Origin of the sequence: Nonomuraea sp. NPDC049269, assembly GCF_043197155.1 — a bacterium.
Classification (GTDB): Bacteria; Actinomycetota; Actinomycetes; order Streptosporangiales; family Streptosporangiaceae; genus Nonomuraea.
Genome location: NZ_JBICSO010000002.1, coordinates 24,629 through 39,558, shown reverse-complemented (window position 1 = coordinate 39,558; position 14,930 = coordinate 24,629). Strand labels below are relative to the sequence as shown.

Annotated in this window: 15 protein-coding genes and 2 tRNA genes; 9 read left to right on the top strand and 8 right to left on the bottom strand. The window is 66.2% G+C overall.

Going from position 1 to position 14,930, the window contains the following annotated elements; all coding sequences use genetic code 11:
- Positions 1 to 24 precede the first annotated feature (24 nt).
- Positions 25 to 549: a universal stress protein gene (locus tag ACGFNP_RS09585; RefSeq protein WP_358338242.1), complete on the top strand. Its 525-nt coding sequence runs from the start codon at positions 25 to 27 to the stop codon at positions 547 to 549.
- On the opposite strand, the gene ACGFNP_RS09580 is transcribed toward ACGFNP_RS09585, so the two are convergent.
- Positions 546 to 1,904, bottom strand: coding sequence for a PLP-dependent aminotransferase family protein (locus tag ACGFNP_RS09580; protein WP_393316730.1), 1,359 nt, complete (start codon positions 1,902 to 1,904; stop codon positions 546 to 548). The two genes, ACGFNP_RS09585 and ACGFNP_RS09580, sit on opposite strands and share 4 nt — an antisense overlap.
- A gap of 68 nt (positions 1,905 to 1,972) precedes the next feature.
- Here ACGFNP_RS09580 and ACGFNP_RS09575 point away from each other — a divergent pair, with 68 nt between their 5' ends.
- The 5 genes from ACGFNP_RS09575 (at position 1,973) to ACGFNP_RS09555 (ending at position 4,768) form a co-directional block, all read left to right on the top strand.
- The gene (locus ACGFNP_RS09575) at positions 1,973 to 2,422 is read left to right on the top strand and encodes a carboxymuconolactone decarboxylase family protein (protein ID WP_358338248.1); all 450 of its coding nucleotides are present in this window, start codon (positions 1,973 to 1,975) and stop codon (positions 2,420 to 2,422) included.
- Positions 2,422 to 3,621, top strand: a complete 1,200-nt coding sequence (locus tag ACGFNP_RS09570; RefSeq protein ID WP_358338250.1) for an MFS transporter — start codon at positions 2,422 to 2,424, stop codon at positions 3,619 to 3,621. Before ACGFNP_RS09575 ends, ACGFNP_RS09570 begins: the two co-directional genes overlap by 1 nt.
- 192 nt (positions 3,622 to 3,813) lie before the next feature.
- Complete coding sequence (locus tag ACGFNP_RS09565) at positions 3,814 to 3,933, top strand: DLW-39 family protein (protein WP_214635294.1); 120 nt, start codon at positions 3,814 to 3,816, stop codon at positions 3,931 to 3,933.
- Positions 3,934 to 3,949: 16 nt separating this feature from the next.
- Positions 3,950 to 4,678 carry an HAD-IA family hydrolase gene (locus tag ACGFNP_RS09560; protein WP_358338253.1) on the top strand — a complete coding sequence of 243 codons (729 nt, stop codon included), beginning with the start codon at positions 3,950 to 3,952 and terminating at the stop codon, positions 4,676 to 4,678.
- 14 nt (positions 4,679 to 4,692) lie between these two features.
- Positions 4,693 to 4,768, top strand: a tRNA-Ala gene (locus ACGFNP_RS09555).
- A 56-nt stretch (positions 4,769 to 4,824) separates the two neighbouring features.
- Here ACGFNP_RS09555 and ACGFNP_RS09550 read toward each other — a convergent pair.
- The gene (locus ACGFNP_RS09550; protein WP_358338256.1) at positions 4,825 to 5,085 is read right to left on the bottom strand and encodes a tyrosine-type recombinase/integrase; all 261 of its coding nucleotides are present in this window, start codon (positions 5,083 to 5,085) and stop codon (positions 4,825 to 4,827) included.
- Between the two features lie 271 nt (positions 5,086 to 5,356).
- On the bottom strand, positions 5,357 to 6,202 hold the full coding sequence (locus ACGFNP_RS09545) for an aminoglycoside adenylyltransferase domain-containing protein (RefSeq protein ID WP_393316723.1): 846 nt from the start codon (positions 6,200 to 6,202) through the stop codon (positions 5,357 to 5,359).
- A 1,552-nt stretch (positions 6,203 to 7,754) separates the two neighbouring features.
- Between ACGFNP_RS09545 and ACGFNP_RS09540 the strand changes: the two genes are divergently transcribed.
- A complete protein-coding gene (locus ACGFNP_RS09540) occupies positions 7,755 to 8,054 on the top strand; it encodes a DUF6247 family protein (RefSeq protein ID WP_393316720.1) in 300 nt (99 codons plus the stop codon).
- A 1-nt stretch (position 8,055) separates the two neighbouring features.
- Here ACGFNP_RS09540 and ACGFNP_RS09535 read toward each other — a convergent pair whose 3' ends face one another.
- Both ACGFNP_RS09535 and ACGFNP_RS09530 read right to left on the bottom strand, forming a co-directional pair.
- A complete protein-coding gene (locus tag ACGFNP_RS09535; protein WP_393316717.1) occupies positions 8,056 to 8,211 on the bottom strand; it encodes a hypothetical protein in 156 nt (51 codons plus the stop codon).
- Between the two features lie 1,074 nt (positions 8,212 to 9,285).
- Positions 9,286 to 9,876: a TetR family transcriptional regulator gene (locus ACGFNP_RS09530; protein ID WP_358338267.1), complete on the bottom strand. Its 591-nt coding sequence runs from the start codon at positions 9,874 to 9,876 to the stop codon at positions 9,286 to 9,288.
- An 84-nt stretch (positions 9,877 to 9,960) separates the two neighbouring features.
- Between ACGFNP_RS09530 and ACGFNP_RS09525 the strand changes: the two genes are divergently transcribed.
- Positions 9,961 to 10,299, top strand: a complete 339-nt coding sequence (locus tag ACGFNP_RS09525; protein WP_358338270.1) for a hypothetical protein — start codon at positions 9,961 to 9,963, stop codon at positions 10,297 to 10,299.
- Positions 10,300 to 10,661: 362 nt separating this feature from the next.
- Here the strand turns inward: ACGFNP_RS09525 and ACGFNP_RS09520 are convergent, their stop codons facing one another.
- The 3 genes from ACGFNP_RS09520 to proS form a co-directional block, all read right to left on the bottom strand.
- Entirely contained in the window at positions 10,662 to 11,477 is an 816-nt protein-coding gene (locus tag ACGFNP_RS09520) for a protein phosphatase 2C domain-containing protein (protein ID WP_393316713.1), read from the bottom strand.
- 30 nt (positions 11,478 to 11,507) lie between these two features.
- Positions 11,508 to 12,383, bottom strand: a complete 876-nt coding sequence (locus ACGFNP_RS09515; RefSeq protein WP_393316710.1) for a helix-turn-helix transcriptional regulator — start codon at positions 12,381 to 12,383, stop codon at positions 11,508 to 11,510.
- 327 nt (positions 12,384 to 12,710) lie between these two features.
- Entirely contained in the window at positions 12,711 to 14,153 is a 1,443-nt protein-coding gene (proS, locus tag ACGFNP_RS09510) for a proline--tRNA ligase (protein WP_393316707.1), read from the bottom strand.
- Between the two features lie 441 nt (positions 14,154 to 14,594).
- Between proS and ACGFNP_RS09505 the strand changes: the two genes are divergently transcribed.
- Positions 14,595 to 14,680, top strand: a tRNA-OTHER gene (locus ACGFNP_RS09505).
- Positions 14,681 to 14,930: the final 250 nt, after the last annotated feature.

The window sequence follows — 14,930 nt, the reverse complement described above, 5'->3', positions numbered from 1 at the left end:
AGTACTTCTTCGAGGAGGGTCGCGGTGGATCAGGACCTGCCCGGCGGAGCGAGGCTGATCGTGGGAGTGGACGAATCTCCGGCCTCGCGTTGGGCGCTGGCATGGGCCATCGGGGCGGCACGGCTGCACCGGATGGCGCTGATCGCCGTGCACGTGAGCCGGGCGCCCATGCACCCCTTCCCCGAGGCGCTGCCCGTGCAGCACGCCATCAGGGCAGGGGAGGAGGCGCGGTGCAACGAGGTGATCGCGGGGGTGTTCGACGACGTGGCCGGTGGGCTGCCCGCCGACCTCACCACGGCGGTGGTCGGACGGGTCGGCGATCCCGGCTATCACCTCGTCGATCTGGCGCGTGAGGGCGATCTGCTGGTGCTCGGGCGGGGCAAGCGGGGGGTGTTGAGCCGGTTGCTCCTGCCTTCGACGAGCATGTACTGCGCGCGGCACGCCAAGACGACCGTGGTGATCGTCCGGCAGCCGACGCCGCCGGACGAGCCGCAGCTGCCGGGGGAGCGGACGCGGCGGTTCTGGAGCCGGAGCCGCAAGCACTTCTAGCTTGTCAGCAGGCTCAGGCCCTCTGGGATCTTGGACTGCTGGATCGCGCCGTAGCCCAGGACCAGGCCGTTCTGGGCGGGGGTCTCGCCGCAGTAGGCGTCGAGCCGTTCCACGGCGAGCCGGGGCGACGGCCGTACGGACGCCCCTGGGGCGAAACGGGCGCAGAGGTGCAGGCCCGCGACCGAGGGGACCAGGCGCAGCCGGTCGTCGCCGGCGAGGGCGTCGACGATGAGGGCGTGCCGGGCGGCGTACTCGCGGGTGGCCTTCCTGATGTGCCTGGCCAGCAGGCCCTCGTCGATGAAGCGGGCCAGCGCGGCCTGCGCGGACAGCTCGCCGTGCCAGTCGGTCAGTTGCCTGGCGGCGCGCAGGGCGGGCATGAGCGAGGCGGGGGCGACCAGGAAACCGAGCCGCAACATGGGCAGCAGCGTCTTGGAGAACGAGCCGACATAGATGACCCGGCCCGCCCGGTCCAGGCTCTGGAGCGGCTCCAGCGGCCGGTCGCCGAAGCGGAACTCGCTGTCGTAGTCGTCCTCGACGATCACCGCGCGCCGCCGTTCGGCCCAGGCCAGCAGGGCGGCGCGGCGGGCCAGCGACATCGGGGTGCCGAGCGGGAACTGGTGGGACGGGGTGACGTAGACCATCCGGGCGGCGTTCGGGATGGCGGCCACGTCGATGCCCTCGCCGTCCACCGGGACCCCGGCCACCCGGGCGCCCTGCGAGCGGAACAGCAGGCGCGCCGGCGGATAGCCTGGCTCCTCGACCGCCACGCAGGCGCCGGGATCGATGAGCACCCGGCCGATGAGGTCGAGCGCCTGCTGGGCGCCGTTGGTGATCAGGACGTCGTCGGCGCTCGCTCGTACGGAGCGGCTGATGCCTATATGTCGCGAAATAGCGTCTCTTAGGCCTTCATGGCCGGAGGGGTCGGCATATCCGGCGAGGCTGGTGCGGAGCTCGCGGGCCACCAGCCTGCGCCATGCCTCCATCGGGAACAGGCGCGCGTCGGGCATGCCCACGCGGAAGTCGTACTCGGGAGTGGGGGTCGGTGGCTGGGTGGGCATGGAGCGCCAGAGGGCGCGGGGGCGTACGACGCCTTGGGGTGCCGACCTGGCGCGTACACGCTCCGCGGAGACGAACGTGCCCGCGCCCGCCCGGCCGATGAGGAAGCCGTCGGCCACCAGGCGGTCGTACGCGACCGCGACCGTGTTCCGGGAGATCTCCAGCCGCTTGGCCAGCTCGCGGGTCGGCGGCAGGCGTTCGCCCGATCGGAGGCGGCCGTCGAGGATCGCGTCCAGCAGTTGCCGGTAGACCTGTGCGGCCAGGTCACCCCGGCCGTGGAGACTTATATGGACATCCATCTTGGCCCAATCATTTAACCGGAAATTGGAGCTTATGTCGGGACAAGGTGGGCTCTAGATTTGGGGTTATGACAGAGCGCATGAATCTCGGCGAACTCGCCGGAGAAGCCTACAAAGCCATGGCCGGCCTGGAGCGGTACGTCAAGCACAGCACGCTGCCCGCGCCCCTGCTGGAGCTGGTACGACTACGCGCTTCGCAGATCAACGGCTGCGTCTACTGCGTGGACATGCACAGCAGCGACGCCAAGCAGGCGGGCGAGTCCGACGCCAGGCTGCACGCCGTGGCCGTGTGGCAGGAGGCTCCCTTCTTCACCGACAAGGAGCGGGCCGCCCTGGCCTTCACCGAGGCCGCCACCAGACTCTCGACCGACGACATCACCGACGAGATCTGGCAGCAGGCCGCCGAACAGTTCGACGACCAGGAACTCGCCGCACTCGTGGTGGCCGTCGCCACGATCAACGCCTGGAACCGGATGGGCGTGGCCACCCGCATGACCCCTGAGTCGTACAAGGGCTGATGACACTCCACAGGCGGCTCCTCGCCCAGGCGCAGTTGGCGAACTCGATCGGCGACGGCGCCTACCTGGTCACCTCGGCGCTCTATTTCGCCAGGATCGTCGGTCTGTCGGCGACGGAGATCGGCTTCGGGCTCACGCTGGGCTGGGCGGTCGGCACCGTCGCGGGCGTCCCGCTCGGACATTTAGCCGACCGGCGCGGGCCGCGCGGAGTGGCCATCCTGCTCGCCCTGATGACCGCCGTCGCGGTCGCGTCGTTCCTGTTCGTGCGGTCGTTCGCGCTGTTCACGCTGGTCGCGTGCCTGTACGGCACCGCGCAGACCGGCCTGTCCGCGGCCCGGCAGGCACTGCTCGCCGGACTGATCGAACCGGACAAGCGCACCGAGGTCCGAGCCGTGCTCCAGTCCACGCTCAACGGCGGCCTCGCGGTGGGCGCCGCTCTGGGCGGGCTGGCGCTGCACTTCGGCACTCGGGAGGCGTATCTGGCGGTGTTCGCGGTGGACGCGGTCAGCTTCCTGGCCGCCGCAGTACTGCTGCTGAGGCTGCCCGCCGTCGCCCCCGTCCCGGCCGTCGCCGGACCGAGGCTGGCCGTGCTCAGGGACCGGCCGTACGCGGTGGTCACGCTGATCAACGCGGTCATGCTCTTCTACATGCCGCTGCTCAGCCTGATCGTCCCCCTCTGGATCGTCCAGCGCACCACGGCACCGACCTGGCTCGTCTCGGCTCTGCTCCTGGTGAACACGGTGAGCGTGCTCCTGTTCCAGGTACGCCTCGCGCGGCGGGTAAGGGGCCTCGCCGACGCGTCCCGGTCGGTACGGCACGCGGGCCTGGTCATGCTGGCGGCCTGCGCGGTGTTCGCGATGTCGGCCATCGGCTCGTCGGCCTGGCTCGCCGGGCTGATCCTGCTGGCCGCGGCCGGGCTCCAGGTGTACGGCGAGATGCTGCTGGGGGCGGGTGCCTGGGAGATCGGGTTCGCGCTGGCTCCGGCTGACAAGCAGGGGCAGTACCAGGGGTTCTTCGGGACCGGGGTGGCGGTGGCCAGGATGCTCGGGCCCGTCGTCCTCACCACGCTCGTCATCGGCGGGGGGACACTGGGATGGCTGCTGGTCGGCGGGGTGTTCGTGGCGGCCGGCGCCGCGATGGGACCGGCCGTGAACTGGGCTTCACGAACCCCCGGTGTGCGTACCCCTGACCGGGTTTGACATGATCCACACAGTGTCCAAGATGGGACGGGTATAACCGGCCCCACCTGGGTATGTTCACTCGTTCTTTGCACATCCGGTACATCTGGTTCGTGCACAACACAAGGACCGCAGCCATCCCTTGCTAGGCTGCATGTCAACCGTTGGGTCTCACCCCGGCAGGTGAGGCCGTCGAAGAAGTGGGGTCACACCGTGAAGAAGCTTGTCGTTCTGGCGCTGATCGCCCTTGGGGGGCTGCTGGTCTGGCGCAAAGTGCAGGCTGATCGCGCCGAGCTCGATCTCTGGACCGAGGCCACCGGCAGCGAGAACTGATCGACCTGGCGAGGCGATGAGTGACGTCGTCCCCATCAAGCTGGCGTGCCTGGACCTGGCCGGCACAACAGTCGGTGACATCGCCATGGTCGAGCGTGCTTTCGCCGAAGCGATAGCCACTCAAGGCATCGTCCCCGGGACCGGAGCGTACGCGCGTGCCATGGTGCACGTGCACCGGTCCCGGGGCTGCCCCAAGATCGATGTCTTCCGAGGGATCTTCCCTGGCAACGAGGCCCAGGCCCAGGCGGCGAACCTGACGTTCGAGCGCTCGTACGAGGGTGCGCTCGACCGAGCAGGTCTCGTCCCCATGCCCGGCGTCATCGAGGTCCTCGACAAACTCCGCGGCTCCGGCGTGCGCCTGGCCCTGATCACCGGCTTCAGCCGCGTCACCCTGAGCCGCGTCCTCAGCGTGCTCGGCTGGCACGACAAGATCGACCTCGCCATCTGCCCCGAAGACGCCGGCGGCCGCGGCCGCCCCTGGCCCGACATGGTCCTGCACGCCGTACTCCGCCTGGGCATCGAGGATGTACGACAGGTGGCGGTCATCGGCGACTCGGAAAGCGACATGCTGTGTGGTCGTCGAGCGGGTGCTTCTGTTGTGGCTGGGGTGATGACGGGGGTACACAGCCGGGAGCGGCTGCTCAAGGGAGGCGCCACGCACATTTTGGACTCGATCGCGGACTTCCCTGGCTTGATCTTGAGCGAAGACCTGAGCAGGCAGCAGATGGGTGTCGCGGACCGGTAAGCTATCTTCGTCGAGGGGCCTTAGCTCAGTTGGCAGAGCGCCTGCTTTGCAAGCAGGAAGTCAGGAGTTCGAATCTCCTAGGCTCCACCAGGCAAAACACCCCGCCACTGATCTTGTGACGGGGTGTTCGGGCTATTAACGGACCATTAGCCATCCTGGCCCATCCTCTTCCATTCGGCCTCGACACGAGCGCTGAGCGCATCCGCGATCCGCTGGTCAGCGTCCTTGGTGGCGTGCTGGTAGATGAGCGCCGCCCGATCGCTGTCGTGCCCCATCCGTGCTTTGAGATCGGCCAGGCTCGCCCCTGACTGCGCGGCGAGCGTGTTGCCCGTGTGGCGAAGATCGTGGAAGTGCAGGCCGGCGAGCCCCATCTCCTTGAGCGCCCCGTCGCCATCGCCCCAGGACAAGCCCAGCGGGCCAAGGGCCTGGGGCGAAGGTCGTTCCTCCAGTTGGGGGCTCCACCTTCACCCCAGGCCCTTGGCCCGCTTCCCTGACGGGTGGGACGACGGCGACGGGATGATCCGGCCAGAGGGCTATGCGAGGGCGCAGCGAGGATCGCTTGTCGCCAAGACGATCGCAATACCCCCAGGAGCAGTGGAAGCTCAAACCTCCAGGCACGCATGACCGCGCGGCTTCTCGTAGACGAAAGAGAGGGTTTTCCACGTGTCGGCACGGCCCTCACTCCGCCCTGTCCGCGTGCTGTAGGGCGTGGGCGGCGAATGCCCGCAGGGCGTCGGCGTTCCATGCATGGCCGTCGGTCTCCCGTTCCTCAAGTGAGACCGGTCGAGCGCTGCGATAGCACGCGAGCGCCTGCTCCACGATCGGCCGATGGCGTTCGGGTAGTTCCTCCAGGGCCCACAGGGCTCCCTCCTCCTTGCTCAGCACGGTTCCCGGGGGGCTTTCGAACATCGCGATCACGCGGCACGCGTTGAGCACCCCGTAATAGGGGGATTCCAGCAGGCGATCATCCTTGAGCGCCCACGCCAGGTCCTCGAGAACGGCTGCCTTGTAGTCGGACTCCGGCACCGGCGCGAAGACGTCCTGCGGGGGCTCCCCGATCAGGGTCACGCCCCGGCTACGTGTCACGGTGATGTGCGCGGCCAGGTCCGGATCGGCCTGATGCCGGTCGTTGTAGTCCATCTGGCCGAGCAGGATCCGCTCCGTCCACGCGGCGGAATAGTGCACCTCGTAAGGTCGCGGATGCTCGTTTGCTCGCGCCTGTCGGCGGGTCAGGATGGACAGTTCGAGATCGCCAGTGATCGGCCGCCGGTCGCTTCGCATGGCCAGGGCGAGGGAGGTGTGCTCCCGTTGCCGGTCGTTGAGCGGCTCCTCGACGACCAGGAGCAGGTCCAGGTCGCTTTTGGCGCGGTAAAAGCAGCCCATTGCCAGGGAACCGTGCAGATAGGCGCCGACAAGTGGGATGCCGACAGCCGCGGGCGTGCCGGTCACATACTCGCGGACATCGGCGTCGCAGTCGTCCCACGACTGGGCGCGGTCGGCAGGATGAAGGAAATCGCTCAGCACTCCAGGGAACCTATGGCGCGGAGATTCGGTGTATCAACACTTTAATCCGCAGGTTCTGCGTTCGCGTCCTGGGCGTTCTGCGCCAGCGGCCCGCTGTGCAATATATGTGCGCGCCCGTACGGTCAGCGACCAGAGGGGATCACGAGCTCTCAAGTGGGAGCCACCCTGGGAGCCACCGGACTGGACGATCACGAGCATTGGCGGACTACTACGGACGTTGCAGTCTCCAGCCACCTGCCCGGCGAACACGTCTGAACGACATTGAAGATCGTTTGGGGACCTTGTAAACAGAAGGTCAGGTAGTGTGCCCTGGCTGTACAGCCAAGAGGGCGAACACCGGCGGAACTCAGCGAACATCCACGGACACCGAACGCCGAGGTCAGAGCCGCCGAGCTTGATCGAAGCGCCTTCTTTTAATCCGCCGCTCCATAGGTTGACCTTTCGGGCGCGCTTCCTTGCGGGATGCACTACCAGGAGCCTGGCGCATCAACGATGAGATCTTCCGGCCGAGGGAGTGGGGCTGGCTCGTCTTCGATGGAGTAGATCTCCAGGCACGACAGGTGGCCTCCCTCGACGAAGAGCAAGACACCATCGTCGCGCTCCTGCACGCGCGCGGAGATCAGCACGCCGTCTTGCACCGGAGAGTTGAGTGCGCAAGGGCCTTTCCCTGGGCGAAGATCCACCGTCGCGCATCCGCATCCACAATGCCCGGCGACAACTGCCGAAGGGACTTGAGCCCGAAGCTCGTCCGCGCCAGGAAAGTCCTGCGCAAGAAGTGCCAGAATGACAGCTTGCTCCTTGTCTGACAGATGACGCTCGCTGCTCGACACATCGTCAAGGTATCGGATCGCCTGCAGGATATGCGCGGGATGATCTCCCTCGAACCCGAGGGACCATAAGGTGTTACAGGGCGCAGCCTCTCATGAAGGCGTCCGGGGGCCGTGCAATATGCGTGCAATGATCTTGGTGCTTGTGACGGCCTAGCAAGATGGCACCGCAGGTCGGATGCATGGAGTCGATAGGAACGGTCACGCCCTGTAAAACCGTCGGCGGTCTGTACCGCCCTTACGATCGCCTGTCTGTGGTCAGCCGCCGTAGGTGGCTGGGGGCGATCGACGGTCCAGGGCTTCGTTCCTCAGCCCCGGCCTACCGAACAACGTGGCTGATCACCTTATCGGCGGTGGAGGGCGATGAGGTTCGGCGCTCAGTTCGTGCACCTTGAGGCCCCGCCCGTTACCGTGCGAGCGTTCCCATCGCCAGCCCTACGATAAGTCGTACTCGTCGATCCATAGATCGGCTCCAGCTCTGTTAAGAAAACTGATGGCTTCTTCGTCAAGAACGAGCCCCCGCGGGCCGAAGCCCTCTCCCGGTTCAAACGACCGAAGCATGACCAACGTGGCCGCTGCGCCACCAGCGGTCAGCTCTCCGATTCCACGCCGAGAATCGGGTGCCGCCGGCCAACGGAGATCTGGTCTTCTCCTACTGTGAGCGGGGGTGACTGAGCGAGAGCATGATGGCGCGCTTTCATGCTCGGGAAGATAGGTTGGTCGGTATGACCGCTCAGCCTGTGGAGCCCGTTGCGCCCCGTGATCCAGGTGAGGATCCGGCCGCGATCTACGAGGCGCTTCCGCCATCGCACCGTGCCCGGTTCCGGGCTGAGTACGACGAGGCTTTGGAGGCCGTGCACGACTTGGCCCGCTTCAAGCAGGTGCAGACGCTATTGCGTCAGTGGCGCCTGCGTGCCATTGCTTACGCTCGCCCGGGGTACGAGGAGGCCGTCCAGGACGCTCTCCAGAACCGTACGGAGATGTTCACTCGCTACACCCCGCCGGAGTGGAAGGGCCGGGTGTGAGCTACAAGTTCGATGGTTCCACGGACGCGCCCTCTACGAGCTGAAGGGTCTTCCCGACGAGGTCCGCGACGGCCCGCTGCTGGAGCGTCTTCTTGAGCTCCTCCGCGATCCGTGGGACGCGGTCGCGGAGCGTCCCGGCCAGTCTGCGGTGAGACACGCCTTCTTCGGAGACAACGGCCAAGGGATGATGACGTTCATTCTCGATGAGGAGACCCGAACCTTGCGCATCATCGACCTCCTCTGGGCCGGCTGACCTCTGTGTCGCAGGTGGACGAGCACGGCTCGACACGCAGGTCCTTGACCAGGCGGGCCGCGTGCTCTCGGCGGGCCCGGTCGTCGGTGTCGTGGTCGAGAGGGTCGGTGGCCAGGCTCTTGATCAGGTACTAATCCAGCCACTTGCCTGCCGCAGGCGTACGCGCCAGAACGCTCTGAACGTCGTGCTGTTGACCGAGGCGGGCCACGTGCAGAGGCTGATAGGTGGCCGGGGGCGATCGACGGTTCATGGGGTCGTGGTCGCGGCCGGCAGGGTGCCAGGCAGTGCCATACGGCCGGTTTCGGGCCGCGTTAGCCCGTCGCCGCTACCCGCGACCTGCGGATATCTCGGCTGGTCGGATCATGTTTCATTGGTCGCGGGAATGGTCGCGCCACCGCGACCGGTTGCGGCTGGCTCGCGACCCTCACCCCCGCGATCATCCGAGAGTGTTCACAGCAGCTTTTCGCGCGCGGAGCGCGCCTCAGAAGACGCGCGAAGCGCCTTCAGCCCCCTTCCCCCCGCCGTACGGGTCCCGGCGAGGGACAGCAGGGACACCCTGTCCCTGGGATGTCCCTGATGATCCGGGCGCGTTACCGCAGGTCAAATCGCGCTCGGGGACACGGGGGACAGCAGGGACACTTCCGTGCAGGGACAGCCTGTCCATTAGTCCCCCTTGGTGTCCCCCGTGTCCCCCGTGTCTCCGGACATGGGCTGAACTGCGGAAACGTCGCTACGGCCGGGGGACACTTGGGGGACAGTCTCCGACCAGGTGTCCCCTGGCGGCGCGGCGTCCCTGAGAGCCTCTCTCGCAAGAGCATCTTTGCCTGCACGTGTGGCATCAGGACGTAGCTGGTAGGCCGTCTCGGTCCATCTCGACGTCTCGGACTGATCGCAAGCGCGTCTCCTCGGCACCTTCACCAGCGGCGCCCGCAGACCTACTGCCGGCGCACCGCCTGCCTACGATGCCGGCTATCGATCTCAGTGGGAACGCTCAGTCGGATCGGGCTCCGGATCGCCATGAACAATCGCGTGGAACGACTGACGTAGCAACGCGATGATCCTTTCCGGTGGCGCGTCCCGCAGCCCATCCAGGCCCAACAGGTACCGCCCAACGACGGTCCCCAACGTCAGCGCGCCGATCAACCCCGCCCGCAGGTCCGCATCCTCCCCTGGTACCGTCTCGGCGGCCTGGCGTTGCTCGGCGAGCATCGCCTCGCGCACCTCCTTGGCGGCCTCCGGATGGGTGAACATCGACCGAACAGCCGCCAGCGCGCCGACCGGCTCCGCCGTGACCTTCGCACCCAGCGCCGCCAGCAGCAGCTCAGCGACCTGCTCAGGGGTTCCGCCAATGGGTTCGTGCTGGTCAACCACGGCGACCTGGGCGAAGAGCTTCTCTTTCGACTCGAAGTACCTCATGACCAGGCCGGGATCGGTCTTCGCCTCGGCCGCGATCGCGCGAATCGTCGTCCGATCATAGCCATGCTCAGCGAACAACCTCCGCGCCGCCACCATGATCCGATCCTGGGTACGGCGACGCTGCTCAGCCCGGGAAACAGGTGCGGAACCCACCGGCTCAGTCTACACGCGTTGACTCAAGGCTCGAACCGCTGCTAGGTTTCAGTCAACGACTGTAGACCGAACTCCAGGGGAATCATGTTTCAGACCATCGCGCTCTCCTTCCTCGCCGGCCTCATGGGCACCAACGCGCTACCCCACCTGATCAAGGGCCTCGTCGGTGAGGAGTTCCCGAACGTGCTTGGCAACTCGCCCCTACGCAACGCACTCGCCGGCGCGACCGGAATCCTGCTAACCGGTCTCTTCGTACTCTGGGCCGATATGCCCAGCCACCCGTTGACCGCCGCCATCTCCATCGCCATCGGCACCTATGTCATGGCCATCTTCCACGGCCTGCGCGGCGCCTTCTGGCTGAACACCGCCGCCGGCCGCCCCAACCCGGCCACGCAGGCGAGCCAGGGCACACAGAGCAGCTAACACAGCGCGCATGAACTCCACAATGGACGATTCGATCGCGTTGGCGTTGTAGTCGAACTCCAGCTGCTACCAGCTGAAGGACCGCCTCCCAGACCATCGGGGCGCTCAGGCGCTTCTTCCAATGGGGCCGGAGCCCCGACCCCTGGAGGACTTCGCTTCGCTCAGACGTCTATTTGAGAAGGCGCAGGCTTCGCCTGCGCGTTCCACGTGACCGTTTCTCGGGTTAGCTGGACAGTGCCTGCTGGCTCTGCCGCTCCCAGGTCAGATGTCTGGGTTTTCGATCTTCCTAGAAGCTACGGATGGGCCTCGGCGTGCGAGAGGGTATTGCACGGGATCATTGATCACGCCCTGCGCGAGGCTGCTCAGAATCGGCAGTAGAGGGCGGTTGCGTCGTCGAAGGTCTTGCCGCGTGGCCAGCGGGAGCCGTTCGGGTCGGACTGCTCGGCCTTGCGAACCTCATGGATGAGGCCGGAAGGTCCCTGCCTGTCGAGGATGTTTATGGCCTGCTGCCAGGTTGCTAGCTCGAAGCGGTCGATGAGGCGGGTGGCGCCGTCGCTGAGGAGTGCTGCGGCCCGGACGCGGCTCGTGGGGATGGTGCCGGCCAGGGCTTGTTCGGCGGCTAGGGGATCGATGGCTGCGACCCAGAATCCGCCGTCGCGGTTGCGGTGGTGGCGCATCCCCTCGACGTAGGCGCGGTGTGCTGCGATGTGTTCGGGGCTGCCGGAGTCGAGGGCGTCCACGGTTGCCCGGTAGCGGGCGCCTACGTGGGCTTCGCGGTCATCGGTGATCACCATGGGTTCCGGCTCGCCGATGTCGAGCACGAGCGTGGAGTCGGCCAGGACGAGCCAGTCAAGGGCGTCACTCGTGCACCGGAGCATGATCACGGTGGCGGAGGGGGTGCCCGGATGGGCCAGGTCGCACGTGCTGTCATGCAGTGAGGCGACGGTCTTGATTCCGTCTGCGAGCGTGTCGGTCAAGGATTCGGCGCTTTGGGTCATTGATGCGACCAAGGTGGAGCCCAGTGTCCGTGAGTACCAGGCGACGCCGTGCGTACAGCCGGATTCGGAACCTGGTGGGGTTCCCGCTCCGTCCAGGAGGACGGCGATATCGGGGGTGGCGGCGGCATAGTCTTCGTTGTCGCGGCCTGGAGCCGCTTCGGTGGCGAAGCCGACGCGCACGGCTACTCCTCTTCGTGGCGATACAGCAGGCTAGCCAGTTCGGACCTGACAGGTTCCCCGGTCGCGGGCACGTGAAGCGGGACTCCAAGCTCCGATAGTCGCCGGCGATGTCGGCGAGCAGGCCCGCAGCGCCTCGCCGTACACAGCAACCGACCCGAAAGCCTCAAAGGTCTCCACATGCGTCCCGATCTCCTCGGGATCGGTCAGAGTGAGGTCACCTGTGAGACTATCAACGATGCTCGTGGAGCCGTCGAAGATCGTGAAGCCATGCAGGGGGAAGCACGGTGCCTCCACCGTCCACGGCACTACTCCGAGCCCAACCTGAGACAGGGTGGACACCTGGGCGAGCCGGTCGAGCTGCGCCATCATCAACGCGGGGGAGCCGGGCCAGGTGCGCACCGCCCCCTCAGTGAGCAGGAACGAGAACTCGCGCACAGAGTCGAACAACACGGCTTGCGCTTCCAGCCGGACCGCCGCAGCCTTGGCCGCATCCGCCTCATCGACATCACGGCCGATGGCCAGAGCCAGTCGGGCATACTCCGCCGTCTGCAACAGTGCGGGGATCATCGCCGGCTGAAACGCGACCACCCGACGAGCCGAACGGAAACGAGCCGCGTTCGCCGTCTCTCGCTCCGCGAGCCCACCCTTGAGCCGGGACACCTCATTACGCAGCCGCACGAGAAGGGCATCCAGCCCCGTACGCCCGGACTCGTCGAGCTCCAGCGCAGCAGAGAGGCGCTCCACTGTGTCAGGGGTCGGAAGGAGCTGACCTGTCTCTATCCGCGAGATCGTCGGTTGGGCGACCTGAGCACGCACGGCGAGTTCCTTGCCGGTCAGCCCGGCATCCCTGCGCAGCCGTCGCAGCAGCTCACCCAGGGCCCTCAGCCGATCTCGCCGATCCTCCACACAGGCCGTTCTACCACCGGCCATACGCCGATCACTGCCGAATTGTTCTCAAAGGGATCAAGGCGACGGCGCTCCGCGCCGCCGCCCGCCCGCCGTCCGGGCGTGCGGCGTGGGCGCCGGTCCCGAACGGCGGCGGGAATGCGGGCCGCCCGCCGTACACAGCGCCCGCCGCACCAAGCCTCACCCGCCGACCAGGGACGCGCCGCCGCCCAAATGCAGCACTACGATCGCCTGGCTGTGGCCAGCCAGCGTACGGGGTCGGGGGCGATCGCCGATCCGGGACTTCGTTCCTCAGCCCCGGCTCACGGAGCATCGTGGCAGCCGTGATCAGTAAGCCCGCCCAAAGATGACACGCTTGCCATACGCAGATGCTTCACCGCAATGCACGCACCATCCGGTTTCTGGAATACCGTCGAGCGGAATACAGCGCGGAGTTGCTGCGACCTTGGCCTTGATGTCGTCCTCACACGCGGGACTGCCGCAGTGCAACACCAACGCCCATCCCGACGCTACGGCCTTCGCGAAGGAGTCCCAGGTGTCCACTCTCATGGTGTGACTGTCGCGGTATTCGGTGGCCCGCTGCAGAAGGAAGGCTTGGAAATCCTCCAGTACGCCAGGAATGAGCTCCGGCGCGGAAGACAGCGAGATACTCTGTTTGCCCTCATCGCCGAGCCTCTTGGCCATCACCACAGTGCCAGACTCAAGATCACGCGGACCGAGTTCCAGCCGGATAGGAGCGCCGCGCAGCTCCCATTCATTGAACCGGAACCCAGGCGAAAGCTGTGCGCGATCATCGACATGGGTACGAATACCGGCCGCCTTAAGTCGCCCCGCAAGCTCCAGCGCCGCCGCCAAGGTCTGCGCGCCCTGATCGCCACGTCCAATCGGCACGATTACCACTTGATAGGGGGCAAGTCGGGGCGGGAGAACCAAGCCCCTGTCATCGCCGTGGGTCATGATGACCCCGCCGATCATTCTCGTCGACATGCCCCACGAGGTGGTGTGACACAGTTCGAGACGACCAGCTTCGGAGGTGTACTGAATGTCGAAGGCCTTGGCGAAATTCGTGCCCATGTAGTGGGAGGTTCCAGCTTGGAGCGCCTTTCCGTCCCTCATCATGCCCTCGATGGTGAAGGTACGGACGGCGCCGGCGAATCGCTCCCCAGCTGTCTTCTCGCCAGGTACTACCGGGATCGCCGCGATGTCCCGCGCAACCTCTGTGTAGAGATCGAGCGCCAGCATCGTCTCACGCATCGCGTCCGCCTCGTCGGCGTGTGCTGTGTGACCCTCTTGCCAGAGGAATTCCGTCGTGCGCAGGAACATGCGGGGCCGCAATTCCCAGCGCACGACGTTGGCCCACTGATTCAGCAGGAGCGGAAGGTCGCGATGGGATGAGACCCACTTGGCCATCATCTCACCGATGATCGTCTCTGAGGTGGGCCGAACGACGAGCGGCTCTTCAAGCTCCTTACCGCCAGCGTGAGTGACAACGGCGAGTTCAGGCGAGAACCCCTCGACGTGATCGGCCTCTCGCCGGAGGTAGCTCTCTGGGATCAGCAGAGGGAAATAAGCATTCTCATGACCGGTGTCCTTGATCCGGCGATCAAGTTCCGCCTGGATGAGTTCCCACAGGCGGTAACCGTACGGTCGGATGACCATGGTGCCCTTGGCTGGTCCCCTGTCAACGAGCTGCGCCTTGGCAACCAGCTCGTTGTACCAGGCCGAGAAGTCCTCATTCTGAGGAGTCACACCACGTTCATCACGTCCCATGCAGGGAGAATATCGCTCATGGCATGTCCTCGTGGCCCGTCAAGGACGGCCTCGCGACAGTGCCCTACGGGACGGGGGCGGATGACAGGCATAGGTTCTGTGACGCCCAATACATCAATCGCTACATCCACCTGGCCTCATACACGCTCATGAGTGCACACGGGCAACCGCATGGAGTGAATGCTCAGCTCCGATTCTCCTTCGGGCAGTAGGGGGCTCTCAGCGGTCGCGTACTGCAACCAGTACTGCAACAGAGGTACACGACCACTCACGTCCACGCCCTTGCAGCGCCGCTCAAGACGGGGTTGCAGACCTCTGATCGCGGCCGGGATGGTCCTGATAAGGAAGAGGTCCGTTAAAGACGGCGTGCCCGTCGCGTGCCCGATGGGACGGGAAATGAGGGGGAACAGCGGGGAGTCACGGGGAACGCGATCAGGGCGCGGAGCTGCGTCTTCGCAGGCCGAGCAAGATCGGCATGCGTCTTTGCAAGCAGGAAGTCAGGAGTTCGAATCTCCTAGGCTCCACCAGCAAAACACCCCGCCACTGATCATGTGACGGGGAGTTCGTGCGGCTGGTCACGCACTACTGGGCCAACGATTGTTTCCGCCGACCGACGGCGATCTGGTGGAGCGGGCTCACCTGCTGGAGGGCGTCTCCGGCGTGCCGGTCCACGGCAAGCTCGATTTGAGCGGGCCCCTTGAACCGCTTGGGAGCCGCGCGAGAACTAGCCCGGTAGTGAGCTGGTGGTGGTCGACGCGGCCCATGCGCGTTTCCAGC